We start from the raw sequence: 25,952 nt of genomic DNA, 5'->3' as shown, positions 1-25,952 counted from the left end.
CCGAAAAGTAGAATCTGTAGGGGCGGGTTCACCCATAAATTTTGCCACCCATCAATAATCTCGATAAACCCGCCCCCCAACTCAAAGACGATATAATTGACATATGAGTAAAAGTCGATTATTGTAGGCGACTAATATTCTCTTTTGTCCTTCAAAAACAGTTATTAATAGTGAAACTGCCCAATGGTCATCTAGCAGATTTAGGCAATAAAATAGAAGAATATTCTCTAAATCCGAATCATCAAGAAGGAAAAAATAAAGCTGTTTTGTTTGCCAGTAAGTTAGGCATTACCCTAAAAAATGCTGAAAGGCTCAAACAGGCTTTAAAAGAAGCTGCTATCAACGAAGATGTTGTTATTCAAAAAAACAATGAATACGGAACACATTACAACATGAAATTTTTGCTGAAAACCGAAGTAGGTGAATCTCTGATTCTAGCAGCTTGGATCGTCCGCTTAGGTGAAAGTTTCCCTAGATTAACAAGTTGTTATCCCGTCAAAAAGTGAGGTAAAAACAATGAAAACAATTAAAGACCTAGATATTGTTGCTTTAACTGAAGATTTAGACGCCACCCATTTTGAAACAAAACAAATCATTAAATTATATAAAGGACAAGTAGGAACAGTCGTGATGGAATTTGATGGCAGTGCTTTTGAGGTAGAATTTTCTCATCAAGATGGCACAACTTATGCAATGGAAACAATTCCCGCCACAAAATTAATGCTTTTACACTATGAGTTAGTAGAATCTGTAGGGGCAGTTACCCGATGAATTTTGCCACCAATAATCTTTATCAACTCGCCCCTACATATTGGTACAAATGATTTAGGCTCATTATAAAAAATCCCGCAAACATATCGTTTGCGGGATTTAGTAGGCAGGAAACTTGTAGCGAATACTGTTACTAAGCTCGGTCTACAATCTCTTTTGCTTTATCTTTGAGGTCTTCTTTCAGGTGAATTGCTGATGCTTCATCCTGCTTGGCTTGACCTTCTAATTTATCTTTCTGATTGCCTGTAACTTCGCTAACAGCTTCTTGGATTTTGCCTTCAATATTCTTCGCTGTGGCTTCGACTCTATTTTCAATGTTCATAATTTTTTATTCTAACTCTACAACTACTAATATATGATTTTCAAGTTGAGTCTGTATCTCTCTTTAGATAGATTTGTTATTACCTTTATTTCTAAGTTAAAGGTTCGATTGGAATTTCCACAAGTTTGTTTCTGGAGGAAAAACCGGATTTAATGCCGATCGCAGATTTCGGCACTTTAAACTTTTTCGCCAACAGCATGATTAATTCTTGGTTTGCTTTACCCTCCACAGGCGGCGATTTGAGATGTACCGTGAGGCTGCCGTCGGGTTGTTCTGCGATGCTTTGCTGTTTGGAATTCGGTTTTACTTTGACTGTGAAAATTTTCATGTGGCTAATAACTAATAACTGATGACTAATGACTAATAAGGAATGAGAATTAAATAACTTCCACTCTTGAAAGTGGGATGGGCGTCCCGCCCGTCCACTCATGACGGGCGGGACGCCCATCCCACAATAACAATTAAAATTGTAAGTTATTTAATTCGCGATCCTAACTAATGACTAATGACTAATGACTATCTGAATGTTCGATCTTCGTTCCCAAAACTTTCAGGAATTCAGCCAACCAGTTAGGATGTGCGGGCCACGCGGGGGCGGTGACTAAATTGCCATCGACTACGGCTTCGGTAACGGGAACTTCTGTATATTTGCCGCCGGCCCGGAGTACGTCAGGGCTGCAAGCGGGGTATGCGGTGCACCGTTTGCCTTCGAGTACGCCGGCGGCGGTTAGAACCTGTAAGCCGTGACATATAGATGCGATCGGCTTTTTGCTGTTGGCAAAGTAGCGGGTAATTTGCAGCACTTGTTCGTTGAGGCGGATGTATTCTGGGGCCCGTCCTCCGGGGATAACCAAAGCGTCGTAGTCGGCCGGGTTGATTTCGTCAAAAGTCGCGTTTAAAGTGAAGTTGTGACCGGGTTTTTCGCTGTAGGTTTGATCGCCTTCAAAGTCGTGAATTGCGGTGCGAATTGTTTGGCCTGCAGCTTTTTCCGGGCAGATGGCGTGGACGGTGTGACCTACCATTTGCAGGGCTTGGAAGGGAACCATTACTTCGTAGTCTTCTACAAAGTCGCCGACTAACATTAATATTTTTTTGACTGTCATGTTGACAACTCCTGTTATTTTGATTTGGTTAAATAGGATTAAAAAAAATGCGGGGCCGTTAAAAAGCTTGCCCCGCAAGCTATTCTGGAATCTAGAAACCGTTGCGTCCCCAAATGACCATTGAAATTGAGAAGGAGAACAGAACTAGCACCGAAACCCAACCGAGTGACAAAATATCCATAGCTATTTATTGAACAAACTGTACAAAGTGACTTCAACCCTTATCATAAGTCAATTTGAGCCATTTTTGAAATGAGGGCGCTGTGAAGGATTCGTCAAATTTTAGTGCGGCTGAACGGGTAGAATCTTTGAAGGCAGGGAGTGTTGCTGCTTTGTCTTGTTTGCTGGGTTTTGGGGCGATCGCCCTTGGTAATAGCTTAATTCTGGCGGATAGGTTGGATTCTCTGGCGAGTTTGCAGGTAAGGGAAATTGACCTAAATTTTGCCTTCAGGGCGACTATCGCACTTTTGGGCGGTTTTTTGTTCGGCGTGACTTACCGCTATGCGATTCGCCGAGATGTTAACCCGCAGCTTAAATCTGGTGCGGTGTTGGCTTTTGGGTTGGTGCGGGCTTTTGGACAGTTGGATGCTGGATTGTTTTTTGAATCGGGGAAGATGCCCGCCCTACAGGAGTTATTGCCGTTTGCGGTTCGCGGTGTCGAGAGTGTGGTATTATTTGCGATCGCGGGTTTGGTTCTGGATTGGGCGATCGGGCGATCGTGGATTAAGCCTTTCGATTCTTGAGATTTGCCGTTGGTTGGGGACAGGTTTACGATCGCCCTCCGTCAAAAACTTGTAGGGGCGGGTTCACCAATAGTTTCAAAGGATACCCAAAGACTCAAAAACCCGCCCCCACCCCGCGCGATCGCCACCCAAGTGGGGGCGGGTTTACGAGATTATCGGTTTTAGGCAATTATTGTTGGTAAAACCCGCCCCTACAGATTTAATTCCTCAAATTCTGGATTGCCGTAAACCATCTGTTTATCTACCGCCGACAAAACTTTATTGTTAGCAGCATCAGAAACTAAACACTGACAAACTAGCTGCGCTACATCTGCCCGGTGAATAGTTCCAGCAACTCGACAATCTTCTGTTAAAATACCGTTGCCTGTTGCAGGTTCCGATTTGAGTCCGCCCGGACGAATTACTGTATAAATCATCCCGCTTTCTATCAAATGATTTTCGGCTTTTTCCTTTTCAATTAAAACCGGGCGCAAAGTTTCTAAAGCTTGGGGCGGCAAAGCGCCGACACTATTACCGCTGCCGATTGATGAAACTAAAATAAATTTTTGCACGCCTGCTTTGACCGCCGCATCAATCAAGTTTTTGTTGCCCAAATAATCGGCTCTTTCCCCATCTTTGGGCAAGCCCCCAATTGTGCTGATTACGGCATGAATTGAATCGCCACCAGCCATCGCAGCTTCCATAGCTGCTGCATCCAAAGCATCGCCAGTCACGACTTTGATGCCCATTGCTTCTAATTCGGTGCTGGTTGCGGGCGATCGCAAAAGTGCAGTTACTTGCATCTTTTGTGCTGTCAGACATTTGGCGATTTCTAAGCCGACGCCTCGACTAGCACCAGCTAAAAAAATGTGGGATTTCTCTGTCATATCAATTTTGTTAAGGGGTGCAGAAATTGGTTGTTTTGAATGTAGATTATACAACATTCCTCTGTCAATTGGTGAATCAATACTCCGGACTGTTTTTAAGCAGCCAAAGTACCATAAGACAAGACTGAAGGAAGCTTAGGATGGTTTAACATCAAATCCGGGTCTAAATCTAACTTGTCAATAAAGGTACAAAGTAGATGCTTAGGATCGCGAATTAAATAACTTACAATTTTAATTGTTATTGTGGGATGGGCCTAAGAGCCCGTCCTTTTTGGATGGGCTCTTAGGCCCATCCCACTTTCAAGAGTGGAAGTTATTTAATTCTCATTCCTAAGAAGCATCAGGTTGAGCGCCTCTGACACCTGTTTTGGCGTAGCTACAGTTGACCAGCAGTCTCATTTTTATACCTTTAGCAATGCCCAATAAATTGATTGAGATGACGATAACTCCGTTGTCATCAGCATGATCTGGCCCGACTGCTGCCATTTCAATCCTCAATAGTCCGTTGTAGTAGTAGGATTTTGCTCGATCGTACTCCGGCTGTTTAATAATTTCTATATATTCATCCCAAGTCGCTGTAATCCAGGTATCGGTTAGTAGTGGGGTTTGGAGTTGACCAAGAATTTCTTGATGGTACCCGCCACGTGATTTATCCGTGGAATCAATCCAAAATCTAAAATCTAAAATCCTCAAGCCCCCGAATTTATCTCGCGCAAGTCAATCCAAAATCTAAAATCTAAAATCTAAAATCGAATGACTCATCATTACCTCACCGGAAAAAATATTTGACTTTTGAGGGAAAACTTCTGAGTAGGGACGATCGCATTTTTACCATTCAGCAGTAAGGTACGCAGCGCGCACCTTACAAACTATTAACCTAGGACTATTCTGCCACTTCCTCAGATTCCGATTCTTCCGCCGATTCTTCACCAGCAGCCGGCACTAAAGCCACAGCTACGATGGAATCATCCTCATCTAACCGCTGCACCCGCACACCCGTTGCTGTGCGCGATTGAGTAGAAATTGCACTCACCGCCTGACGGATAATAATACCTCGGTTGGTAATGATCATCAATTCGTCATCTTCGTTGACAATTCGCAGGGCTGCTACCTGATCCTTACCCTTTTTCGACTTAAATTTAGTAGCCGTCAATCCTTTGCCTGCCCGTCTTTGTAGGCGGAATTGAGAAACAGGAACCCGCTTGCCGTAGCCGTTGGTGGTGATTACCAACACCGAAGGAACTTCGCTGCTAACTGTCGAAATTTCTTCAACCTCTTCGCCTTCAATTTCCTCTGCTTGCAATTCTAATTCTTCATCTTCCGTTTCCAATTCAGCACTTTCTGCCCCTTCAAATTCCGCTTCGTCCGTTTCTAATTGAGCAATATTAGCTCCCTCAAATTCGGAGTCTTCAGTTTCCAATTCAGCGATTTCGGCAACAATTGAACTGGGCAAAATGTCCATGCTAATCAACTCATCGCCCGATCGCAATTTCATTGATTTTACACCCCGCGTCGCGCGGCCGACTGGGCGCAACTGTTCGTGATTGGTGCGGAAATGAATTGCCATGCCTTGGCGCGTACCGATGATGATGCTGTCACCAACTTTTGCTCTCCGCACCCAGCGCAGTTGGTCGCCTTCTTCTAGAGAAATCGCGATTAATCCATTAGTGCGGATGTTGCCAAAAGCGGAAAGTGCGGTTTTCTTAATGTAGCCGCCGCGAGTCAGCATGACTAAGTATTCTTCGCTGGTGAATTCTGTGACTGACACCATAGAAGTGATTTTTTCTTCTATAGGAATCGGCAGCAGTTGCACCACGGGAGTGCCGCGGGCCGTCCGGGAACAGACGGGGATTTGATAAGCTTTGACAGAGTAAACTACGCCCCTGTCGCTGAAGAACAAAACGCTATCGTGATCGCAGCAGGAAAGGAAATGTTCTACTCCATCGTCTTCTTTCATTTTCGCGCCTGCTTTGCCGCGAGTAGCGCGACTTTGGGCCTCGAAAGTGCTGACTGGCATCCGCTTGATGTAGCCTTGCTCGGTGATCAGAATAATTGCTTGTTCGTTGGCAATTAAATCTCTTTCATCGATTTCTCCTTCGGCGTGTTCGATGACGCTGCGTCTAGGAGTGGCGATTTTGGTTTGGATTTCGACTGCTTCAAATTCGGCGATTTCTAAGATGCGTTCCCGGCGCGCTAAGATATCTTCCAAATCGGCTATTTTAGTTCGCAGTTCTTCGTGTTCTTGCTGGATTTTTTGCGCTTCTAATGCTGTCAAACGCCGGAGCTGCATTTGCAGAATTGCGTCGGATTGCTGTTCAGAAAGACCGTAATTATCCATCAATTCTTGTTTTGCTGCGGCGGAGTCGGCAGCGGCGCGAATTAGGTGAATAATTGCATCTAAGTTTTCTAAGGCAATTAATAAGCCTTGCAGAAGGTGGTCGCGTTCTTCTGCTTTGCGGAGTTCGTATTGAGTCCGGCGAGTAATTGTCTCAATGCGGAAGTCTAGGAAGACATTGAGGAATTGGGAGAGCGTAAGTAGTTGGGGTTCCCCATTTACTAGCGCTAACATATTGGCTCCAAAGTTGGCTTGGAGGGGTGTTTGTTTGTAGAGGTTGTTGAGGACGACGCGGGGATAGGCGTCGCGCTTGAGTTCGATCACGATCCGCATTCCGTCTCTATCGCTTTCGTCGCGAATGTCGGAAATTCCATCTAATCTTTTGTCGTTGACAAGTTCGGCAATTTTCTCAATTAGCCCTGCTTTGTTTGTTTGGTAAGGTAATTCGGTGATAATAATTGCTTCTTTGTCGGGGCGGCCGGGATGTTCGATGGTTTCAATGTTGGCGACTCCGCGCATTGTAATCGAACCGCGCCCGGTGGTGTAAGCATCGCGAATGCCGCCTCTACCGAGAATTTGCCCTCCGGTGGGAAAGTCCGGGCCGGGGATGTACTGCATCAATTCCAGGTCAGTAATGGCTGGATTGTGAATTAGCGCTACTAAACCGTCAATTATTTCGCCTAAATTGTGGGGCGGAATGTTGGTGGCCATCCCTACAGCAATCCCGGAGGAACCGTTGAGCAAAATTTGGGGGATGCGTGCCGGGAGTACGAGGGGTTCTTGCTGGGAACCGTCGAAGTTGTCGCCGAAATCAACTGTTTCCGAGTCGATGTCGCGCAGCATGGAGTCGCTAGTCAAGGCTGTGAGGCGACATTCGGTGTACCGCATGGCAGCGGGCGGGTCGTTGTCAACGGAGCCGAAGTTGCCGTGGCCGTTGATCAGGCGTTCCCGCATGGAGAAATCCTGAGCCATCCGCACCAGGGCGTCGTAAACCGCTGTATCTCCGTGCGGGTGATACTTGCCCAGCACCTCCCCCACGACGCGGGCGCATTTGCGGAAAGGTCGATCGGGAGTCAAGCCCAATTCGTTCATGGCGTAGAGAATGCGTCGGTGAACGGGCTTGAGACCGTCCCTGGCATCTGGTAGCGCCCGACCGACTATTACGCTCATGGCGTATTCCAAGTACGATCGGGACATCTCATTACCCAGATCCGTCGGGATTATCCGCGACTCAGAGGTGCTCATAGGTTGAAAAACTCCGTTAAAAATTTAAATTTGACCGCTATAAATCTCAAAAATGCGATAAAATCGGTTTGGATTCAGTAGAGCTGCCAAATATTGCCAATTACTCCTGAAATTATATCACAATTTGCCTTGGAATTTATGGGAAAGTTGCCAGAAAAATTAAGGGACGAAACCAGCACAATTGATAATTTGTCAGTTGGTGATTTTGTCAGCAGTTGGCAAAAGCTAAAAAGGTTTTTTTAGGCGATCGGGTTTCATGCTTTCGTGAGTTTTTTTGACGGCCATCTAAGAAATTAAAATGGTTACTCGATCGAAATTTTAATTTCACAAAACCGAAGGCCTTCTTAAAGCTAAGTAAAAATCTAAAATCTAAAATCTAAAATCTAAAATCAGCCGATGCTACCCGTCATCTACTCCGAAGATTTCTTGCTGCACAAGACTGGAATGCTTCACCCAGAGCGACCAGAACGTTTAACGGCGATCGTCAATGCTCTGAAAGCTGCTCCCTGGGCGGATCAAATTGAGTGGCAACTGCCCACCCCAGTGGCGCAGCGCGAACAACAACTGTTATCGGCTATCAAAAAAGTTCACTCGCAAAGATACATCAAAGAAATCGAACATTTGGCTCATCGGGGTGGCGGCTACCTCGACGGTGATACGCCGATTTCTGCTGAAAGTTACGACGTAGCGCTGCTAGCGGCGAGTGCTTGGCTCGATGGGGTCGATCGAGTGGTGGTTGCGGGGGAACCGGCTTTTGTACTGGCCCGGCCGCCGGGACACCACGCTGAAAACGCCCGCGCGATGGGTTTTTGCTTGTTTTCCAATGCTGCGATCGCCGCTCACTACGCCTTGGAACAGCCGGGAATCAACCGTGTCGCCATCCTCGACTGGGACGTACACCACGGCAACGGCACTCAATCTTTGGTGGAAAGCTGCCGGCAAATTGCCTACTGTTCCCTGCATCAATCTCCTTGCTATCCGGGAACGGGAGATGCCGAGGAGCGCGGTGCCTACGACAACGTGCTGAACATTCCCCTCTATCCCGGCAGTGGCATAGCTGAATACCTGAGCGCCTTTGAATCTCTTGTCGTGCCTTTTTTGTCCAAATTTGAACCGGATTTGTTGATTGTCAGCGCTGGTTATGACGCTACTGCGTCCGATCCGCTGGCGAGTATGACTCTGATGCCGTCAGATTTCGGTACTTTCACCGGATACTGCCTGCAACTCACCCGCCGCATAGCTTTTGGTTTGGAGGGGGGTTACGCACTGAAAGATTTGGCAGAGTCGGTTGTGGCGACTATTGACCGATGCCTCAATTAGCTGGAAAATTGGCATAGGGGAAAATAAGGTTGAGAAGCCATGAGGACGAGATGGAGAGTTTTTGAGGGCGATCGCGCTTGATGGTCTTTTTCCCTCTGACTTCTGACTTTTCCCCTCTGACTTTAGTGACAAGCATCACAAATTTAAGAGATCCAAGTCACTGCCGATCCAAGTCTCGGTCACAGATTTTTAGCCAAAAAATCACACCGTGTCAATGTTTTCGATCGCCTTTGAAGTCACTCCCAGAGTGCACAATAAAAATACAACAAGCCTGTTAAAATTTTATCTGTCTCAATCAACTAGGAGGTTTATCATGTCAGTATCCCAAATGACACTCGAAGAGTTATTTGGTCAGGTCATGTTCTCCAGCGTCGTGACTCGCCACGACCGGAGACAGCTCAGATCTGCACTCTTAGAAAGAACACTGAATGAAGATGAGTATGCCATCATCAACCGACTGCTGTACAACGTTCGCCGCGGTTGGGTAAAAATTGTCGATTAAAGACCTGGCAACCACTCTCTGTAAAGGAGTTAATACCATTTTCGATTTTCGATTTTCGATTAAAGAATTGGTGATGACTGATAACTATCGGGATTGAGAGCACGAGCCTACAGTTACATTTTTTGGGAACTCGTTACAAGTAGAACTTGCCAATTCGGGAAGTTTTTTGTGTTTAATAGTTGGCTCGAAAGTGTGATGTGTTTGACCAGTGTGTTAATTATCAAAATCTCGCTACACATCAGCCTATAGGTAGAGATAATTATAAAATAACAGGTTTCGGGTGCATCTCTACTTGTTGAAAACTTGTGAGTTTTGAGTTGTTAACTGAAAAGTTATAATTAACTCAAAACTCATAATTTTTTGGATTTGAGATGGGAGATTGGAGAGTGGGAAAACTGATGAATATCAGAGTTGAAAACCGCTATAAAGTTAATATTTTTTAAACTGGCATTAAGAATCAAAACTAGAAGCAGTTTCCGGTTGAGGAGGAGTGTGCGATCGTTACCAGCACAGCCAGTCGTATTGGTCGATCGACCATTCCGGCAATTTGAGCTCAGAAGTGTCAAAATATTAACAACCAGTTCATCCCCAAAATATATGGCTCCCGCCGTTTTAATTGAAAATCTTCAGAAACGCTACGGCACTGTAGAAGCCGTTAAAGATGTTTCCTTCAAGGTAGAACCGGGGGAAATATTTGGTTTGCTAGGCCCCAACGGTGCAGGCAAAACCACAACCCTGCGGGTACTTTGTACTTTGAGTGCGCCCGATAGCGGACGCATTGAAGTGTCTGGCATTTCTGCTGTCAGTCAGCCGAGAATTGCCAGACAAAGACTAGGCTATGTCGCCCAAGAAGTGGCTCTGGATAAGGTGCTGACGGGGCGGGAACTCCTGCAACTGCAAGCAGCGCTTTACCATTTGCCGCGCCCTAGGATTAAAGGGCGGATTGACGAAATGGTGAAACTCCTCGGTTTGGAGGAGTGGGAAAATAAAAAGACGGGCACTTATTCCGGCGGTATCCGCAAACGCTTGGATTTGGCTGCTGGATTGCTGCATCAGCCTGATGTTTTGGTGTTAGACGAACCGACTGTCGGGCTCGATATTGAAAGCCGGGTGGTAGTGTGGGATTTCCTGCGCCGCTTGCGAGAGGAAGGTACTACGGTTTTGATAACGAGTCACTATCTCGAAGAAGTTGACGCTTTGGCCGATCGCGTGGCGATTATTGACAAAGGAACGGTGATTGCTGAGGGTACGCCGGAGGAGTTGAAAAATCGGGTTGGGGGCGATCGGGTGACTTTGCGGATTCGGGAGTTTTCGCCGATGGAAGAAGCCGAAAAAGCTAAAAATCTGATGCAATCTTTGCCTTTTGTGCAGGAAGTAATTGTCAATACGGCTCAAGGAAATTCTCTCAATTTAGTAGTAACACCGCAAAGCGATGCGCTGGTGACTATTCAGCAAGCTTTAAAAGATGCGGGACTTCCTACTTTTGGGATTGCTCAATCTCGGCCGAGTTTGGATGATGTGTATTTGGCTGCGACTGGTAAGACTCTGTTGGATGCGGAGTTGGCTGCTGCTAGCAACCGCGATTTGAAGGCTGAGCAAAAACAGGCGATGCGATCGTAGTTTAGTTTAATAAACCTCTCCAATAATTATTGTGGAACAGGCATCTTGCCTGTTCGAGACGCTCTTTTCCTGAGCCCGTCAGGGGTTGAAACCCCTGCCTCAAAGCTAAAGTCCTCTCAAGAGGACTGAAGAAATCATTACTCATTAGTCCTCTTTAGAGGACTTTAGCTATTAGCCAGGGAATTAATTCCCTGGCGGTCTTTCGGTTGAAGCGAAAACCAATGAGCAATGCTTTATCCTTATCTTTTCGGCAGATTTGATATCATACATCCAACACTTGCTCTGCTGTCAATGCTAATTCGGGGAAAGTTCGAGATATAATTCGCTCAGTTCCTCGGTAAGCAGTCATTTGATAAACCCCATTTTCATCAAGTAGATAAACAAAAACAGTCGGTTCTTTCGGGTTGCCCAAATAGTTTCTGCTACCCAAAGCTAAATAATCGACAATCCAATATTCAGAAATTCCCAGCCGCTGATATTCATCCAGCTTGTCGATATAATCATCTTCCCAATTTGTTGAGACAACTTCTACAACTAATTGTGGTGGTTCAGTTAGGGCTGAGAGGGCGAAATGTTGAGATTTCCAGAGGGTTTTGTCTACTATTGTAACATCAGGATGGCGGCCTTGTTCTTTACCATTCGGGGTTAATGTCCTGACTACAATTCGGCCAGATACCCTGTAATTTAGGTTGAGTATTTTTACCTCGTCTTGGAACGTATTTTCAATAAAATCAGCTACATTTTCGTGGAGTCTGATTGTTGGTAATATTTTGACAATTTCTCCATTAACCAGTTCATAACGTCCGTCTTCATCTGGAAGTTGCTTGATGAATCGATCGAAAGTGAGCATTAGTTTAGGTTGGGTTTGAGTTGCGATCGTGGTTTACTCTCATTTAGCTAGATTAGGACTTACGCATGGTGGCCCAGAAACCGGGTTTTTTTACGAAATACTTAGTTACATACCGTAAATTAGGTAAAAAACCCGGTTTCTTTAATCGGAGCGTGTCCCGGACTATAGATATTTAAGACTATTCTGCAACCATTTTAACATACTGTTTTAACACAGGTGGAATCGTGAAAATGGTTTCTGTTTCACCGCTCAATTTTTCGATCATTCCCCGTCTGGCTAAAGATTGAATTGCTTTACATAATTCACGTTGTGAGCCTTGACATTTTGCCATCCATAGGGTAAACGAAACAGGCTCGATTTCATTACTAAGTTGCGAAATCGCCTGTTTTTCTATTTCCGACAACCGCTGATAGTGCTGCTGCAATATCGGTGTCAATTCATCGCTTAAAAATACTGGTTGATAGCTTAAATATTGAGAGACTCTACCGCCAAATAAGTTCTTAATGGTTGGAGCGACTAATTTTAACCACAGGGGATTACCTTGATAAAGGTTAATCAATTCCGGCCAGGCTTCTTCATCCAACAAACCCTTTTGTCTAAGAATTTCTGTTGCTGCTTCACCTAAACCAGTTAACTGCAATAAACGTACTGCTGAATTATCGTCGGTGAATGTGATGATGTCTGAGGGAGGTTCCCAACTATTGAGAATTAAGCAGCTATTGTGGGGAATTTCGCCGATGAGTTTAAATAGGGTTCCGTAGTTTTCATATCTGGGTTTGTAATTTCCTGCAAGTTGCCCGCTGCTGAGAATTTGCTGCACGTCATCGAGGATGATTAGACAGCGATTTTCGCGCAAATATTCGATTAGGATTGACAACTGAGCATCGATGTTGGCGGAAAAGTTAATTTCTGGTTGATTTGAGAGAAATTGAATGAGGGTTTTGAGGGTTGTTTCGAGGGGCGGAGAAGTGCGGAGACTGCGCCAGATGATGCGATCGAATTGAGTTTGAATTTGGGGGATGAGGTGACGGGCGATCGCACTTTTGCCGGTGCCTGCCATGCCTGTGATGGTGAGGAGGCGGCAGTTTTGCTCTAGAATCCAGGTTTCGAGGGCGGTGAGGGGTGAGTTGGGGTAGTTGTAGAAGGTTTTGAGCTCCGGTGCATCTCTTAAATCGAGTCGCGGTTTCTGTTGGGTGTCGTCTTCAGTTGAGGTTTGTGGTGGGGGTGAGTTTTGTGAAGTTTTGGGATGGTGCGAGGTTTCTGTGCAGACGTTTATATTCCCTTTGTGGACAAGGTTAAAATAACCAGAATTTGAAATTTTAGAGATTTCATATCTTTCCATTGTGGAGCTAAAATTGGATTTATTAACATCTTCCTCTAAGATTTTTGAAAGAATTTGCCATAACTTTGAGGCAATATTTCTGACATGGCGTTCAGTACAATGAACCTCTTTAGAAATTTCGGAGTATCTTTTACCTTGCCACGTTCCCCGTACTACTGCCTGTTGCCGATCGTCTAGGTGTTTGCCCGTCTTAGTGAACACCAAGCCATCGGCCAACCTTAAGAGTTCTTGAACATCCATTTATTGGGTAGGTGTAGGAAGTTTTATCTATTGTATCAGACTTTTTCTGACTTTTTCTGACTTTTTCTGACTTAGGAGGGCAAAATGTGACTTTTAACGGCTAGCTAATTTTATCAACTACTGGCAAATTGTGACATTCTCCTACTGGACAATACATAAAAATTAAAGTTAAACTTTTTAATGAGGGGCATTAAAGCAAGAAATTGCTTAAAATGTGGTTGCGTCCGTGAGCAAAGAAGTAAATAAAAAGGCTCATAAATTAGTTTTGCCCTTAGTTTTGACATGGGTAGGAGTGCCGATGTTAATCCGCCTGGGTTTGCTTTTTTATCAACCAGCTTTTTTAATAATTGCAAGAGGTTTAGGGGCTTTTCGCCTCGTGAAATGTTCGTAAAAATTTGGTAATTTTCAAAAGGATAAAAAATTATGTCTAGTGCATTATCCCTACCTCAAGCTAATTTAAAAATGGCTCTCTGGCAAGTCGATGCTGATGCAATGAGTAGCAGCGACTTGTATGTGTGGTTAAATGATATCGGCTTGCCGCATGAAGTCTCGATCCGGCTGCATGAACTTGCCACATACACGAAAAAAGCTGCTAACAAAGTTTTACTTATCGGCAAAATTCTCCTCATTAAAATCATAGAATTTGTCAAAGCGCATCCCCATTTAGCGATAGGGGTTGCTGTTGGTGTCGCTGTAAGAATTTTGGCAAGTTCGATACCATTTGTCGGCCCGTTATTAGAACCTTTGGCAACAGCGCTGGGTATCCCAATTGGTGCAATAGCCGGCCACCGACTCGATCGAGGCAAAGAGGTGTCTGATGGAATTATTGGAATTGTTCAAGAGATTATTGAGATTGCCAAAGATTTTTTTCAATTACTGATAGACGTTTTCAATACAATTTTCCGCAACGTCATCACTGCTTAACTGCCCAAATTAGCAAAAAGATTGAGGTCTAATATGTCTGCAAATAAAACGCCAACCAAAGAGCAAATTCTTAAGTCAATAGAGCAATTGGAAAAAAACCCACATGATAAATTAGGGATTTTAGCCGATATTGGCATTGGTGTGGTGGGGGCGGCCGGTGCTGGTGCGGCGGTGGCAGCTTTCGGTGGTATACCACTTCTATTTGGGTTAATAACCGTTGCACCTCCCGTAGGATTAGTTGTTGGCGGTGCAGCTTTAGGTGCTGCTGCTCTTGTAGGGGTAAAACGAATATTTGAGGGCAATTATAATGAGGGAAAACAAGAAGAAATGCTTAAAAACTTAAAAGAACAGCTAAGAGATGTTGAAGCCAAAGAAAGAGCCTCCAAGCTGGAAGACAGCGATAAAACTAAATTTATTGTTTCCTTGAAAGAACCCGTCAGGCTCGATTTAATTAGCCCGAAAGACGCTCAGGATTTAATTAGCGCCGTAGAAAGCGGTAAAATTGCAATCAAAGAGGCGATTAAAATGGTTGAGGATGTGGTTAAAGCTGCTAAACCATAACTGCCTTCTGACTGCGTAACCTGGGAATGCTAAGTTGTAAGTCTGCGATCGCCCTTACTTAAACCAAGTGCGATCGCTCTTTATAAGAGACTACTGATACTCTCATTCTTGCCATTCTCTATCTTCCTGGTAATGCTGCAACATTCCCTCAGCTTGTTTTGCTAGAATGATTCGCCTCTCTTCAAGCGGCAATTGCATAAATTCTCGGCGAGTGGGATAGTCGGCTAGTGTTGGTATTTCTAAATCTATATCAATATCTAATGGCTGTGCTTTTCCTGCGGAAATTTCCTTTTTGGCGCGCTGTGCAGCCACAATCAGCGATTGTTGTGTGTTCTCACAAGATAAATTCCACTCCTCTTCATCCCTTAATTATTCAAGATATTCTCGCAAATGTTCAACCACTTTGTCTTGAAGAGTTTCTGGCAAAGATTCCATGATTTTGACCAAAGTGGCGATCGCCCTTGATGACATAGCTTTATCCTCCTAGTAAATCAAGTTTTTATTTAGTATATTTGATGAGCTTATTCTCAATTTTAGACCGATCGCCCGCCCAGCACCACCAATACCTCCAGACTTGCTACTGTAAAGAGAGTTAGATTTAATCAACAAGCAATTATGAGCGGTACTGTTACATCCCCCAACAACCTCAACCAGCAGCGGCCACTCTCCATAGCATCCGCTGACACTTCCAGTTCCCTGCTGGGCGACTTCATCCAAGAAACACTCGCCTTAACCAAGCGCCTGTTTATTCAATTGCAGCGCCGCCCCTCGACGCTAGTTGCAGGCGTTATTCAGCCGCTGATGTGGTTGGTTTTGTTCGGAGCTCTGTTTGAAAATGCTCCCGCAGGCTTGTTCGGCGAAAGCCAAAATTACGGACAATTTCTCGGCGCTGGTGTAATCGTTTTTACTGCGTTTGCAGGGGCGCTGAATGCTGGTTTGCCGATTATGTTCGATCGCGAGTTCGGATTTCTCAACCGCTTGTTAGTCGCGCCGTTGGCTTCCAGATTTTCGATCGTCCTCGCTTCGGCTATTTTTATCGTCACCCTCAGCTTTATCCAAACCGGCACAATCGTTACAGCGGGGGCGTTTTTGGGCGCGGGATTCCCCGGAATTGCCGGACTTGGGGCGATCGCCCTGATCGTGCTGCTGCTAGTTTTGGGCGTCACCGGCTTGAGTCTGGGTTTAGCCTTCGCTCTTCCCGGTCACGTAGAATTAATAGCGGTAATTTTTGTTACTAACTTGCCCCTGTTATTTGCCAGCACAGCCCTCGCGCCGCTGTCATTTATGCCAGAGTGGCTGCAAGTTGTGGTGACTCTCAATCCTCTGAGTTATGCGATCGAACCCATCCGCTACCTGTACCTGCACAGCGATTGGTCGCTAGCGAGTGTCGTGATGCAGGCTCCTTGGGGTACTGTCACCTTTGGAGGAGCGCTATTAGTGCTGCTGGCGTTTGATTTGGTGGCGCTGCTGAGCATTCAACCGCTGCTGCGACGCCGGTTTGCTTAGGGCGATGTTTCACCTGCACCGTCAATTCTAGGATGCCTTTCGTCCTGTCAACTTAAGCTAAAACCGATAGTCCGTCAGGGGTTGAAACAACAGCCTCCAAGCGAAAGTCCTCTTGCATAGGACTAATGACTTCTTCAGTCCTCTTTCAGAGGACTTTCGCTATGAGACAGGGAATTCATTCCCTGGCGGACTGCCGGGTAAGCGATAGGACTAATGACTTCTTCAGTCCTCTTTCAGAGGACTTTCGCTATGAGACAGGGAATTCATTCCCTGGCGGACTCTTGGGTAAGCGAGAGGACTGGCGGACTAAAAGCTTAAGTTGACACGACGAAAGGCATTGCCCTGTCCTTAGCCCCAGCGAAGTAATATAATATTTAGTCACAAGTCAGAATATTGTTTAGATAGAATTGTTTTTTTGAAGATTCAACTAATAAATGATGAACACCAAAACTTCCAAATCCGGCAAATTGATGATTGGGATTGCTGCAAGCGCGATCGCATCCTGTGCTCTGTTCTCCCCTCAAGCAAGCTTCGCTCAAGCCAGCGGTTTAAATAATGCCCAACCGCTGCAAGACTTTCAAACTCAAGACAATACCGATCCATTTTCCGGCGACAGCAACGGAAGCGCAATCTTGGATTTAATTCACAGATCCAGATTGGGAGGCGGCCGCAGCATGGAAGAATTTACTACCGAACAGCGCCAAAATTTAAACGATGCGGCCGCAGAATTTCGGAACAAACAGCGCCTACTACTGGAAAAGCAAGCAGTACCTACACCAGGGGCGATCGCACCTACAGAAATTACCGCCCCTGTCCCTTAAATTGATTTCTTAGTCCGCGAAGGCGGACTTCGTTTGTCTAGCAGCGGTTTCAACCGCCAAGTTTTAATCTTTATTTATTAGTCCGCGTAGGCGGACTTCGTTTGTCTAGCAGCGGTTTCAACCGCCGAACGATCTAAAAACCATCCCCCTTAATCCCGTTCCAACCACGCCCGCATTTTACCCGGATTAAGCAAACCGTAAGGATCGACCAACTCTTTAAACTGCAACTGTTCCACATTAATACTTTTCATCCCTCCATCTTCCAATATATAAGTGTGAGGATTAGCAATCAGTGCGCCTTGCTCTTCATGATAGCGAATAATTTCATTGAGCCGTGATTCCGTAGTGTAGCGAACTATTTGCAAAGCCGCAGCGATCGCCCTGCCATTCATCCGCAAAAACTCCAAGTGCATCATCACCTCATCCCCATAATAATTATACAGTTCCTCAATCAATTTCAAACCTTTATCTGCGGGAAAAAGCGTCTGCAAATAAGTCAGAGACGGGTCAGCGCTGCGAGCGTGTAGAGTTGTATGATTCCAAGTAAATTCAGCAATGGCTGCACCTTTGCTCGCTGCTTGCGCGTTTTTTTGATAGCAAATTGTGCCGCCATATTCGCCCACCAAATCTTGCAGCGGTTCCAGACAAGATTCAGCTACCATTAACAAAGCGCAGTGCTTACCTTCAGGAATCGCCTCGCGGAAAGCAGCAAAATAAGCAGGAATCGGCCAAGCACAAACACAAATTAGTTTTTTGATAATTCCGTCAGCATCGCCCAAAGCTTGACCGAAGTTTGCCGAGGTCATAAAATCGTCAAAAGCGACGATGATTTCCGCCCAAGCATAAGCAGGGGCGAGGGGAATTTCTAACTCAGTAATAATCCCATTTGTGCCGTAAGCGTGATTGACTTTTTGCACTTCATCGCCGCGCAATTCGATGACGCGGGGATCGTCTTCCATTGTAACGACTCGAACCGCATGAAGATTTCCCCGATCGCGCAATTGCCCGTAAGTTATCGAACCAATTCCCCCGCTACCGCCGCCGATAAATCCCCCAATCGTTGCGGTGCGATAGGTTGAGGGAACCATCCGCAATTCCCAACCAGTTTCTCGCGCTTGTTTGTCGAAAACCGACATTTTTACCCCCGGTTCTACGCAAGCTAAACCCGGTTTTATCCAGCGGATACTGTTCATTTTGCTGGTATCTAAAATGACGCCGCCCTTGAGGGGAATGCACTGCCCGTAATTGCCGGTTCCTGCACCTCTGACAGTTAGCGGAATTTTGAATTTGACGCAGGCGGCTGCAATCCGCAAAACTTCGGCTTCGCTGGCGGGACGAACTACTAAATCTCCTGTTTTATCACTTAAGAGAGGTTGCAAAACAGGACTGAAGTGATAATAGTCTTGAGATAGCTTGACAACTTGCGCGCGATCGCTAATTATTTCAATTCCCGATAGTTCCGAAGAAAAAGCATCCCAGTCAATACTTTGAATCGCAGTTGCAGTCATTTTTTTTCCTCAATCCTGACAGTATTATATATTTTATAAAAGCCAGTAGGGTGCGTCAGACGCAAACCCTAATTATTTCGCGCACATCCTCAGCCTGACGCACCTTACAAGTCGATTGAATCGCGACAATTGCCTCCAAGACTGCTTTTTTCAATTAACAAATCCCCCAAACACCGCCATACCGTAGTATTTCCAAGGCACTGCAACAGTGTCAAATCTAGCTTTTACCAGCATTTCCAACTGTGCCGAAAGTGTAGCTAGGCGATCGGGATTAGAATATCCGTAAGAGACACTCTTCCCCACATTTGCGCGAATTTGTGCTAATGTTTCCCCCTGACTTAGCGCCCAATCTTCTCGCGCCGCTTGATAAATATCTTTCATTGCTGCTGATTCTGCTAAAAGAGGATCGGCATTCCAAAAACAGCCACCAGCATTTAAACTTTCGCGAATCCGTTGAAACAATTTTAACTTAATGTCATCCTCAAGATGATGAATTGCCAGAGATGAAATGCAAGCATTGAATTTATCGCCCAAGCCTGAGAAATTTGGATTGTTTGCCCATTCTCCAAAATCCATTTCTATGCCAGTCCACCGGGCTGCGTATCCTGCAGACTCAATTTTGGCGCGGGCAAAATCAAGCATTCGCGGCGAGTAATCGACAGCAACTATTTCCGCAGACGGGTAGAGTTTGAGAACTTTTAAAGTGAGTTCCCCCGTACCGCAGCCTAGTTCTAAAATGCCGTCGTTTGTATTAGCAATGCAGCCTGCTAATACATCCAGCATTTCGTCATATTTAGGTAAAAGTCGCCGAATGCCGGTATCAAAATTGGCAGTATTGACGAAAACTTCTCCCGGAAAAATTTCGTTGCGCCCAGGTGAGGCAGTAGAGTCAGAATTCACGATCGTCAACCATAGACTACAATTGCTATCCTAACTGAAATAGAGCAAAAAGTGCGGAAGTAGGGACAAGCCACTGCCCTGTCCTTACCCGATCATCTGTACTTCACTCAACACAAAACCGCTATATAGTTATGCGTATTTTTACGGATAAGCCAAACACTCGTGGTAAACAATAATTAACCGAAAGCATCCACGATACCCGCCACGTGATTCATCTGTCCAGAAATAAAAAACCTGTATCCGATGAAACTTGCCGAACGTATTTATCTCGCGCAAGTCAATGCTTCAATTCTTTAATGTAAAATCAAAAATCAAAAATCAAAAATCGATTGATCCTCCGTTACAGCCAGAGAGTCTTGCTTTACCCCGGACGCCAGCAAAAAACTTTGAACAAGCAGTGTTATGTTAGTAGTGAATAAATTGAAATAAAGATTAAACCTCAGACTTGAGGATACCATGCGCCAATTGATTTCTCGCAGTCGGGCTGCCATCAGCCAATTAGTTTACAAACAAATTCTCCTTGCTTTGACAATTTTATTTGGTGTCGGCGTAGGGAGAGCGATGGCAAGTATGTCTGAGCTTTCCTCCATCCTGACGGGATTGCAGGCGCGATTCAAGTCACACAATCAACTTACGATATCTTGCAAAATAAGTATCTGTTTGAAAACAGAGGAATTATTCACATCAAAGGCAAGGGCTATATGAATACTTATCTGCTTGCAGGCAGGCTAGTCAGCGCCGTTTCGGTTTAATTTGTTTATTATATTATGAAGGGGTCTGCTAGTTAGTCGAGAGCGATCAGTCATTAGTCAGCAGCAAGCAGCCAAGAACTAACAGTTAGTCGCTGCTGACTGCTGACGGCGGACTATTACAGGAATTACACAGGGGATGTGAGAACCCGGTTTCTGCGCGGTTGCTTCGTTGACAACCCAAAATTGATTACCAGAAACCCGGTTTTTTTCCTATGTCCTACATTAGCCATTTGCCAAATAGTAAATTTTATGCCCTTGCCGATTTTATCATTCTTGAAATTTTTCCAATCTCGCTTGTCTAGGCAAATAGCTTTGTGGGTATTTGCTAGCATTCTTGTCATAGAAGGAATTATTTTAGTTCCCTCTTATTTTCGACGAGAAAATGAACTTTTAAGCCAACTGGAACAGGTATCTCGGGCGACTGTTGATTCCCTAGAGTTTGTGCTCCAACAAGATATTTCCGATCGCACTTTATTGCAAGAAGAAGTAAAAAATATTACTAAGGATTCTCAAGTAGTCTTAGGACTATCTATTTACCAAACTAACGGTGAACTAATATATACACTTGGCGAACCCCCAGAAATCAGTTTAGAGCAACTAAAAGAATCTCGCATAGTTCACAATCACAATTTCGATGGCAAGAGGTACGATATTGCTTGGACGGAGCGACATTTGGGAGGCGATTACATCTTAATTGTTCGCCACGATGCTTCCACAGTCCAGCCGGAACTCTACGCATTTATCGGACGGATTGCTGTTCTAGTCATCATTATATCAGCCTTTGTCACTTCTGTGACTATGTTGTTTTTAGGGCTGACAGTAATTTCACCTATCTTGAGATTGCGCGATGACTTGATCGCTGCTGGAGACGCTTTGAGCAAAGATCGAGAACAACCTGATTTCTACTCTCTGTCTGTCAAGCGGGATGACGAGTTGGGAGAACTCATGGTCGCCTTCAATCAAATGTTTCACCGAGTATACCAGGAAATTGCACAGCGGAAACAAGCTGAGGAAGTATTGCGCGCCGAACAAGAAAAGTCGGAACGTTTATTACTAAATATATTACCAGTAATGATTGCCGATCGCCTAAAACAAGGTCAGATAAATATTGCGGACGGATTTGCCGAAGTTACGGTTTTGTTTGCTGATATTGTGGGCTTTACCGAAATATCTTCGCGCACATCTCCTGAAGAATTAGTCGAGTTGCTTAACAAAATATTTTCATCTTTCGATCGCTTAAGCGAACAATACGGCTTAGAAAAAATTAAGACGATCGGCGACAATTATATGGTAGCAGGCGGTTTGCCGCTTCCCTGTACAAATCACGCCGAATCTATTGCCGAAATGGCCCTGGAAATGCAGCAAGAAATTATGAAATTCCGCGACGAATGCGGTAAACCTCTCAATATCCGCATTGGCATTAATACTGGGCCTGTTGTAGCAGGTGTCATCGGCACTAAAAAGTTTATTTACGATTTGTGGGGAGATGCTGTAAATACAGCAAGCCGCATGGAATCTCAGGGACTTCCGGGTAAAATTCAAGTTAGCAACTCAACTTATGAATTGCTGTGCGATAAGTATTTGTTGGAAAAGCGCGGTAAAATTAATGTTAAAGGCAAAGGAGCTATGACAACTTATTTGCTGAAAGGTAGAAAATTGTAACTGACAATTTTAACCATCGCCCGCGAATAAGTGAGATGGCGGCAGACGTTACAGCGCAGCCGCCCTCGACACCAAACTAGATTTTTTTTTAACGAACCGCGAAGACGCTAAGGACAGGTAGGAAGAGAAGAAGAAATAATCAAAAATAAAAAGTTCATAAGGTCGTTATTATTGCTATATTAAAAGGCAGGTTAATATTAGTAATCGGGGCAAAAATGACTGCGAATCAGGAACAGAATTCTTCAAATTCACCGATTTGGCAGCCCTTCACGCAAATGAAAACGGCTGCCCCGCCACTGAAGGTAATTCGCGGCAAAGGAGCGGTGCTGGAATTAGCAGACGGGCGGCAAATTCTCGACTGCATTTCTAGTTGGTGGGTGACAGTTCACGGGCACAGCCATCCGGTTCTCGCTGAGGCTCTTTACGAACAAGCCCAAAAGTTAGAACACGTAATTTTTGCCGGATTTACTCACGAACCTGCCCAGAAACTTGCGAATAAATTGCTAACTCATACGCCTGCTTCTTTAACGCGGATTTTCTTTTCTGATAACGGCTCGACTGCTGTTGAAGTTGCTCTGAAAATGGCATTTCAATATTGGCAAAATATCGGAGAAACTAATCGCACTAGCTTTATTAGTTTTGAGGGAGGTTATCACGGCGATACTGTGGGCGCGATGTCGGCTGGCAGAAGTTCGCTGTGGTGGGAATCTTTTGCACCTTTAATGTTTGCTGGGGATGTTGTTCCTTTTCCCGCGACTTTTGACGGCGATGAGGAGGTGGAAAGCAAGGAGGCGGCGAGTTTAGAGAAGTTGGAGTTTTTGTTAAAGCAGGGCGGCTATGCGGGAATTTTTATCGAACCTTTGGTGCAAGGTTCTGGGGGGATGCGAATGTGCCGCCCTGAGTTTTTGCAGGCGATCGCACAACTTGCCCGCCAGTTTAATGTATTGTTGATTTACGATGAAGTAATGACGGGTTTTGGGCGCACGGGCGAACTGTTTGCCTCGGTTAAATCTGCAACTTCACCGGATATCCTGTGTTTGTCTAAAGGATTGTCTGGTGGCTGTTTGCCAATTGCTGTCACAATGGCATCGGAGGATATTTATCAAGCTTTCTGGCGAGATGAATGGGACAAAGCTTTTTTTCACGGTCATTCTTACACCGGAAATCCCTTAGCTTGTGCGGTGAGTGTAGCATCCTTGGAGCTTTTGGAGCAAAACCCAAATGTGTATCAAGGGATGGAAAAACTCCACCACAAATATCTGAATCAATGGCTGAGAAATCATCCTAAACTAGAACGGATTCGGACTTGTGGCACCATCGTAGCAATGGATGTGAAAACGGAAAGCGATTCCGGTTATTTTAATGACATTGCTCCTGTATTGAAAGCCAGATTTCTCGAAGCGGGGTTTTTGCTCCGCCCCTTGGGAAATACGCTTTACTTGATGCCTCCCTACTGCATTTCTCCTGATGAACTAGAATCGATTTATCGGGTGATTCGTCAGGTTTTGGATACTCTGTAAACCCTTTAATTTTAGTAATGAATTTACCCAATTGGAACGATTTGGCTGACGACGCGCTGGCGGGCAAATGTCTCTCTCGCGAGCAATCTTTAGCCGTATTGCGCGCACCGGATGAGGTTTTGCTGGAACAACTAAACGCAGCTTATCGGGTGCGCCGCCACTACTGGGGAAACCGAGTCAGGCTGCACTATTTGTTAAATGCTCAAAGTGGCCTTTGTCCTGAAGATTGCCATTATTGTTCTCAGTCAAAAATTTCGACTGCGGAAATTGAGAAATATCCGCTTTTAGCTAAGGAGAAAATTCTGGATGCGGCCCAACGCGCCGCAGATTTAAAAGCAGGTACGTTTTGTTTGGTGATTTCGGGCCGCCAACCTAGCGCATCTACTTTCGATCGCGTTTTGGATGCTGTTGAGACTGTGAAGGCAAATTATAACCTGAAAATTTGTGCTTGTTTGGGATTGTTGAGCGAGGAACAAACTCATCGTTTGGCTAAAGCTGGAGTCGATCGCGTAAATCACAATCTCAATACTTCCGAATCATATCACTCGGACATTTGCACGACTCACACTTTTGGCGATCGGGTGGAAACCGTCGAACACGTAAAAGCAGCGGGTATCACAACTTGTTCCGGCGGAATTTTGGGGATGGGCGAATCGGATGATGATGCGATCGATTTAGCACTTTCGCTTCGCAACTTGGGCGTTACTAGCGTGCCGGTCAACTTTTTCATTCCAATTCCCGGAACGCCATTTGCAGAGGTGAACAGGTTAAATCCCCGCCAATGTTTGCGAATTCTCTGTTTGTTCCGATTTTTGCTTCCCAGTCAAGAAATTCGGATTGCTGGGGGACGAGAAGTGCATTTGCGATCGCTGCAACCTCTCGGCCTTTACCCTGCTAATTCTATCTTTGTTGGCGATTATCTGACAACTCCCGGACAAGCTGCCCATCAAGATTGGGACATGATTCGAGATGCGGGATTTGCGATCGAATCCCCCGAAGGTTCTCTCTTAGAAGTTGATTCAGCAGTTACCAAATCCGAACAAAAAACCCTGGCTGTGTAACTCTTACACCAGTTTTCAATCAGATGAAATAGAGTAGGACACGGCACTGCCGTGTCCCTACCCAATATCTATATTTCATGTTTACGCATGGGCGGATAAAAACCGGATTTCTGAGGTAGCAAATGCGTCAGCCGTAAGGAATGAAAAATAAATAACTTAATGGTATCCGCTCAATAAATCGGGGTAACAGTAAAAAAAGAAGGTTCACAATCTAGGCACAGCACATTGGTAACAAGTTAAGCTTGTATGGCAGTTGTCAAGGGGGTTTGAGAAGATGTTTCAAAGAAATATCGATCGGAGCCTCGCTGTCGATCAGGGAAAGGTGCAAAAATTAACTTAACATTGGGCTTTCGTTGAGATTTAACAATACCTAAATCTCGATTTTCACTGTAGTTTAGACTAAAAAATGAGCGCAGCTAAAAGTAGCCACCTTTGAATCTCAGGCAAGCTGTTGCTCAAAAACTCAAAAAGTAGAAGATTAAATAGCTAATCTTGAAGACTTTTTACGTCGAGAAACCCGTTTTTTAACGGTGGGATAGCACGGTGCCTTAGTTCGTACCCTTCCTTTTTCCCAACCGGGGGATTTTCCCCTATGTTTAGGGATTTTTGTTGGAGTCCCAATGTCAACCAAAAGCGAAAACATTGATTGGGCAACACGTCCAGGGGTTAAATTGATAGTAGCAGATTGCCTGCAGAAGTCTATTCTCGATTACTAAATCTCTGGCCAGCCAGAGTTGCCAACTCATCAATGGCATTAAATCACTCCAACGCTCGGATTGTTCAGGGGTTCTCAAATTAGGCAATGTCCAATGCAATCTTTGCTTGGCAAACCGATACCAATGATCCACTCCAAAACGTCGTAAATATTTGAACCAGACTGTTTCCAAAGGTAGAGTTCGTTCTCCAACCCAAGCCAACCATAAGGGTGGAAACGGCTGACCATTTGACATGGGCTTCATTCTTTCCACCAGGATTAAGTTGACTTTTTGTCCAGGGGCGCGATAAAAATGCAAGTCAATCCATTGTTTGACTCGGACTTTTCCCAAATCTGGATGTTCGTCAATTTCAATCTCTGTATCAGCTTGAAGCCATGTGGTTGGGTCATTGAGTCTCATTTTTTGCCCATGTTTGGGTGGTCTACCGCGACCACTATAGGCTGGTGGTGCTGACCATAAGCCGGCATTTTTTCGGACTCTCATTAAACAATCAGCAGGGATGGAAGCTTGCTTTAGCGCTAGCACCCAGCTTGCATTCCCATATTCTCGATCTAAAACTGCTAAAACTGGATTGACGCTCTGTTCACAGACAAGTTTGAGTTGGGAAGCTGCTTGAAGTATGGGTGAAGACCCACTACTAATTCTTTCATGGAGCAGGGGTAATGCCCAACTTCCACCAGTTTCAGGTAGTTAGAGTCGATAGGGGCATTTCTACCCCTACCTCTCCTTCAGAACGGAACGTGAAACTTTCGCTTCATTCCG

At 45.0% G+C, this 25,952-nt stretch carries 27 protein-coding genes; 14 read left to right on the top strand and 13 right to left on the bottom strand.

What is annotated here, in order from left to right; translation table 11 throughout:
* Positions 1 to 170 precede the first annotated feature (170 nt).
* Positions 171 to 506 (top strand): DUF6883 domain-containing protein, encoded by a 336-nt coding sequence (locus QT973_RS09575; protein ID WP_333054443.1) that lies wholly within the window; start codon positions 171 to 173, stop codon positions 504 to 506.
* A 10-nt stretch (positions 507 to 516) separates the two neighbouring features.
* Complete coding sequence (locus tag QT973_RS09570; protein ID WP_333054442.1) at positions 517 to 771, top strand: DUF4926 domain-containing protein; 255 nt, start codon at positions 517 to 519, stop codon at positions 769 to 771.
* A gap of 133 nt (positions 772 to 904) precedes the next feature.
* Here the strand turns inward: QT973_RS09570 and QT973_RS09565 are convergent, their stop codons facing one another.
* From QT973_RS09565 to petN, 4 genes are all read right to left on the bottom strand, one after another.
* Positions 905 to 1,093: a CsbD family protein gene (locus tag QT973_RS09565; RefSeq protein WP_333054441.1), complete on the bottom strand. Its 189-nt coding sequence runs from the start codon at positions 1,091 to 1,093 to the stop codon at positions 905 to 907.
* A gap of 91 nt (positions 1,094 to 1,184) precedes the next feature.
* On the bottom strand, positions 1,185 to 1,421 hold the full coding sequence (locus QT973_RS09560) for a DUF167 domain-containing protein (protein WP_333391221.1): 237 nt from the start codon (positions 1,419 to 1,421) through the stop codon (positions 1,185 to 1,187).
* Between the two features lie 181 nt (positions 1,422 to 1,602).
* Positions 1,603 to 2,196 carry a DJ-1/PfpI family protein gene (locus tag QT973_RS09555; RefSeq protein ID WP_333054439.1) on the bottom strand — a complete coding sequence of 198 codons (594 nt, stop codon included), beginning with the start codon at positions 2,194 to 2,196 and terminating at the stop codon, positions 1,603 to 1,605.
* A 91-nt stretch (positions 2,197 to 2,287) separates the two neighbouring features.
* Entirely contained in the window at positions 2,288 to 2,377 is a 90-nt protein-coding gene (gene petN / locus QT973_RS09550; RefSeq protein WP_071883976.1) for a cytochrome b6-f complex subunit PetN, read from the bottom strand.
* A gap of 82 nt (positions 2,378 to 2,459) precedes the next feature.
* Between petN and QT973_RS09545 the strand changes: the two genes are divergently transcribed.
* A complete protein-coding gene (locus QT973_RS09545; protein WP_333054438.1) occupies positions 2,460 to 2,939 on the top strand; it encodes a hypothetical protein in 480 nt (159 codons plus the stop codon).
* A gap of 191 nt (positions 2,940 to 3,130) precedes the next feature.
* Here QT973_RS09545 and QT973_RS09540 read toward each other — a convergent pair whose 3' ends face one another.
* The 3 genes from QT973_RS09540 to gyrA form a co-directional block, all read right to left on the bottom strand.
* Positions 3,131 to 3,805, bottom strand: a complete 675-nt coding sequence (locus QT973_RS09540; protein WP_333054437.1) for an SDR family oxidoreductase — start codon at positions 3,803 to 3,805, stop codon at positions 3,131 to 3,133.
* Between the two features lie 330 nt (positions 3,806 to 4,135).
* Positions 4,136 to 4,498 carry a Uma2 family endonuclease gene (locus QT973_RS09535; RefSeq protein WP_333391219.1) on the bottom strand — a complete coding sequence of 121 codons (363 nt, stop codon included), beginning with the start codon at positions 4,496 to 4,498 and terminating at the stop codon, positions 4,136 to 4,138.
* 190 nt (positions 4,499 to 4,688) lie between these two features.
* Positions 4,689 to 7,385 (bottom strand): DNA gyrase subunit A, encoded by a 2,697-nt coding sequence (gyrA, locus tag QT973_RS09530; protein ID WP_333054433.1) that lies wholly within the window; start codon positions 7,383 to 7,385, stop codon positions 4,689 to 4,691.
* A 396-nt stretch (positions 7,386 to 7,781) separates the two neighbouring features.
* Here gyrA and QT973_RS09525 point away from each other — a divergent pair, with 396 nt between their 5' ends.
* The 3 genes from QT973_RS09525 (at position 7,782) to QT973_RS09515 (ending at position 10,827) form a co-directional block, all read left to right on the top strand.
* The gene (locus QT973_RS09525) at positions 7,782 to 8,705 is read left to right on the top strand and encodes a histone deacetylase (RefSeq protein WP_333054432.1); all 924 of its coding nucleotides are present in this window, start codon (positions 7,782 to 7,784) and stop codon (positions 8,703 to 8,705) included.
* 313 nt (positions 8,706 to 9,018) lie between these two features.
* On the top strand, positions 9,019 to 9,207 hold the full coding sequence (locus QT973_RS09520; RefSeq protein WP_015175516.1) for a hypothetical protein: 189 nt from the start codon (positions 9,019 to 9,021) through the stop codon (positions 9,205 to 9,207).
* Between the two features lie 597 nt (positions 9,208 to 9,804).
* Positions 9,805 to 10,827: an ATP-binding cassette domain-containing protein gene (locus QT973_RS09515; protein WP_333391266.1), complete on the top strand. Its 1,023-nt coding sequence runs from the start codon at positions 9,805 to 9,807 to the stop codon at positions 10,825 to 10,827.
* A gap of 262 nt (positions 10,828 to 11,089) precedes the next feature.
* Here the strand turns inward: QT973_RS09515 and QT973_RS09510 are convergent, their stop codons facing one another.
* Together QT973_RS09510 and QT973_RS09505 are read right to left on the bottom strand one after the other, a co-directional pair.
* Positions 11,090 to 11,677, bottom strand: coding sequence for a Uma2 family endonuclease (locus QT973_RS09510; RefSeq protein WP_333054430.1), 588 nt, complete (start codon positions 11,675 to 11,677; stop codon positions 11,090 to 11,092).
* Between the two features lie 178 nt (positions 11,678 to 11,855).
* Complete coding sequence (locus tag QT973_RS09505) at positions 11,856 to 13,259, bottom strand: NB-ARC domain-containing protein (RefSeq protein WP_333391217.1); 1,404 nt, start codon at positions 13,257 to 13,259, stop codon at positions 11,856 to 11,858.
* Positions 13,260 to 13,682: 423 nt separating this feature from the next.
* Between QT973_RS09505 and QT973_RS09500 the strand changes: the two genes are divergently transcribed.
* On the top strand, positions 13,683 to 14,183 hold the full coding sequence (locus QT973_RS09500) for a hypothetical protein (protein WP_333274767.1): 501 nt from the start codon (positions 13,683 to 13,685) through the stop codon (positions 14,181 to 14,183).
* 33 nt (positions 14,184 to 14,216) lie between these two features.
* Positions 14,217 to 14,744: a hypothetical protein gene (locus tag QT973_RS09495; RefSeq protein ID WP_333341057.1), complete on the top strand. Its 528-nt coding sequence runs from the start codon at positions 14,217 to 14,219 to the stop codon at positions 14,742 to 14,744.
* A 102-nt stretch (positions 14,745 to 14,846) separates the two neighbouring features.
* Here the strand turns inward: QT973_RS09495 and QT973_RS09490 are convergent, their stop codons facing one another.
* Positions 14,847 to 15,056 carry a hypothetical protein gene (locus tag QT973_RS09490; protein WP_333341060.1) on the bottom strand — a complete coding sequence of 70 codons (210 nt, stop codon included), beginning with the start codon at positions 15,054 to 15,056 and terminating at the stop codon, positions 14,847 to 14,849.
* A gap of 303 nt (positions 15,057 to 15,359) precedes the next feature.
* Between QT973_RS09490 and QT973_RS09485 the strand changes: the two genes are divergently transcribed.
* Both QT973_RS09485 and QT973_RS09480 read left to right on the top strand, forming a co-directional pair.
* Complete coding sequence (locus QT973_RS09485) at positions 15,360 to 16,250, top strand: ABC transporter permease (RefSeq protein ID WP_333391215.1); 891 nt, start codon at positions 15,360 to 15,362, stop codon at positions 16,248 to 16,250.
* A gap of 434 nt (positions 16,251 to 16,684) precedes the next feature.
* On the top strand, positions 16,685 to 17,071 hold the full coding sequence (locus QT973_RS09480) for a hypothetical protein (RefSeq protein ID WP_333054423.1): 387 nt from the start codon (positions 16,685 to 16,687) through the stop codon (positions 17,069 to 17,071).
* A gap of 149 nt (positions 17,072 to 17,220) precedes the next feature.
* Here the strand turns inward: QT973_RS09480 and QT973_RS09475 are convergent, their stop codons facing one another.
* A complete protein-coding gene (locus QT973_RS09475) occupies positions 17,221 to 18,579 on the bottom strand; it encodes an FAD-binding oxidoreductase (RefSeq protein WP_333391213.1) in 1,359 nt (452 codons plus the stop codon).
* Between the two features lie 150 nt (positions 18,580 to 18,729).
* A complete protein-coding gene (locus QT973_RS09470; protein ID WP_333211220.1) occupies positions 18,730 to 19,479 on the bottom strand; it encodes a class I SAM-dependent methyltransferase in 750 nt (249 codons plus the stop codon).
* Positions 19,480 to 20,078: 599 nt separating this feature from the next.
* Between QT973_RS09470 and QT973_RS09465 the strand changes: the two genes are divergently transcribed.
* The 4 genes from QT973_RS09465 (at position 20,079) to bioB (ending at position 24,474) form a co-directional block, all read left to right on the top strand.
* Positions 20,079 to 20,231, top strand: a complete 153-nt coding sequence (locus tag QT973_RS09465) for an adenylate/guanylate cyclase domain-containing protein (protein WP_333054555.1) — start codon at positions 20,079 to 20,081, stop codon at positions 20,229 to 20,231.
* Between the two features lie 249 nt (positions 20,232 to 20,480).
* A complete protein-coding gene (locus QT973_RS09460) occupies positions 20,481 to 21,893 on the top strand; it encodes an adenylate/guanylate cyclase domain-containing protein (RefSeq protein WP_333054418.1) in 1,413 nt (470 codons plus the stop codon).
* Positions 21,894 to 22,108: 215 nt separating this feature from the next.
* Positions 22,109 to 23,413, top strand: a complete 1,305-nt coding sequence (gene bioA, locus QT973_RS09455; protein WP_333232465.1) for an adenosylmethionine--8-amino-7-oxononanoate transaminase — start codon at positions 22,109 to 22,111, stop codon at positions 23,411 to 23,413.
* Positions 23,414 to 23,430: 17 nt separating this feature from the next.
* Complete coding sequence (bioB, locus tag QT973_RS09450) at positions 23,431 to 24,474, top strand: biotin synthase BioB (RefSeq protein WP_333054415.1); 1,044 nt, start codon at positions 23,431 to 23,433, stop codon at positions 24,472 to 24,474.
* A 623-nt stretch (positions 24,475 to 25,097) separates the two neighbouring features.
* Here bioB and QT973_RS09440 read toward each other — a convergent pair.
* The gene (locus tag QT973_RS09440; RefSeq protein WP_333314331.1) at positions 25,098 to 25,811 is read right to left on the bottom strand and encodes a transposase; all 714 of its coding nucleotides are present in this window, start codon (positions 25,809 to 25,811) and stop codon (positions 25,098 to 25,100) included.
* Positions 25,812 to 25,952 lie beyond the last annotated feature (141 nt).

This window comes from Microcoleus sp. Z1_A1 (assembly GCF_036700305.1).
In the GTDB taxonomy this organism is placed as follows: domain Bacteria; phylum Cyanobacteriota; class Cyanobacteriia; order Cyanobacteriales; family Microcoleaceae; genus Microcoleus.
Note: the sequence above shows the minus strand (reverse complement) of the source record. Positions and strands in the feature narration are given on the sequence as shown.

Excerpts from the sequence above, each read along its gene's own strand:
- QT973_RS09570 (WP_333054442.1), top strand. The coding sequence starts at position 517 with ATGAAAACAATTAAAGACCTAGATATTGTTGCTTTAACTGAAGATTTA.
- QT973_RS09565 (WP_333054441.1), bottom strand. The coding sequence starts at position 1,093 with ATGAACATTGAAAATAGAGTCGAAGCCACAGCGAAGAATATTGAAGGC.
- QT973_RS09560 (WP_333391221.1), bottom strand. The coding sequence starts at position 1,421 with ATGAAAATTTTCACAGTCAAAGTAAAACCGAATTCCAAACAGCAAAGC.
- QT973_RS09555 (WP_333054439.1), bottom strand. The coding sequence starts at position 2,196 with ATGACAGTCAAAAAAATATTAATGTTAGTCGGCGACTTTGTAGAAGAC.
- petN (WP_071883976.1), bottom strand. The coding sequence starts at position 2,377 with ATGGATATTTTGTCACTCGGTTGGGTTTCGGTGCTAGTTCTGTTCTCC.
- QT973_RS09540 (WP_333054437.1), bottom strand. The coding sequence starts at position 3,805 with ATGACAGAGAAATCCCACATTTTTTTAGCTGGTGCTAGTCGAGGCGTC.
- gyrA (WP_333054433.1), bottom strand. The coding sequence starts at position 7,385 with ATGAGCACCTCTGAGTCGCGGATAATCCCGACGGATCTGGGTAATGAG.
- QT973_RS09525 (WP_333054432.1), top strand. The coding sequence starts at position 7,782 with ATGCTACCCGTCATCTACTCCGAAGATTTCTTGCTGCACAAGACTGGA.
- QT973_RS09520 (WP_015175516.1), top strand. The coding sequence starts at position 9,019 with ATGTCAGTATCCCAAATGACACTCGAAGAGTTATTTGGTCAGGTCATG.
- QT973_RS09515 (WP_333391266.1), top strand. The coding sequence starts at position 9,805 with ATGGCTCCCGCCGTTTTAATTGAAAATCTTCAGAAACGCTACGGCACT.
- QT973_RS09510 (WP_333054430.1), bottom strand. The coding sequence starts at position 11,677 with ATGCTCACTTTCGATCGATTCATCAAGCAACTTCCAGATGAAGACGGA.
- QT973_RS09505 (WP_333391217.1), bottom strand. The coding sequence starts at position 13,259 with ATGGATGTTCAAGAACTCTTAAGGTTGGCCGATGGCTTGGTGTTCACT.
- QT973_RS09500 (WP_333274767.1), top strand. The coding sequence starts at position 13,683 with ATGTCTAGTGCATTATCCCTACCTCAAGCTAATTTAAAAATGGCTCTC.
- QT973_RS09495 (WP_333341057.1), top strand. The coding sequence starts at position 14,217 with ATGTCTGCAAATAAAACGCCAACCAAAGAGCAAATTCTTAAGTCAATA.
- QT973_RS09485 (WP_333391215.1), top strand. The coding sequence starts at position 15,360 with ATGAGCGGTACTGTTACATCCCCCAACAACCTCAACCAGCAGCGGCCA.
- QT973_RS09480 (WP_333054423.1), top strand. The coding sequence starts at position 16,685 with ATGATGAACACCAAAACTTCCAAATCCGGCAAATTGATGATTGGGATT.
- QT973_RS09475 (WP_333391213.1), bottom strand. The coding sequence starts at position 18,579 with ATGACTGCAACTGCGATTCAAAGTATTGACTGGGATGCTTTTTCTTCG.
- QT973_RS09460 (WP_333054418.1), top strand. The coding sequence starts at position 20,481 with ATGCCCTTGCCGATTTTATCATTCTTGAAATTTTTCCAATCTCGCTTG.
- bioA (WP_333232465.1), top strand. The coding sequence starts at position 22,109 with ATGACTGCGAATCAGGAACAGAATTCTTCAAATTCACCGATTTGGCAG.
- bioB (WP_333054415.1), top strand. The coding sequence starts at position 23,431 with ATGAATTTACCCAATTGGAACGATTTGGCTGACGACGCGCTGGCGGGC.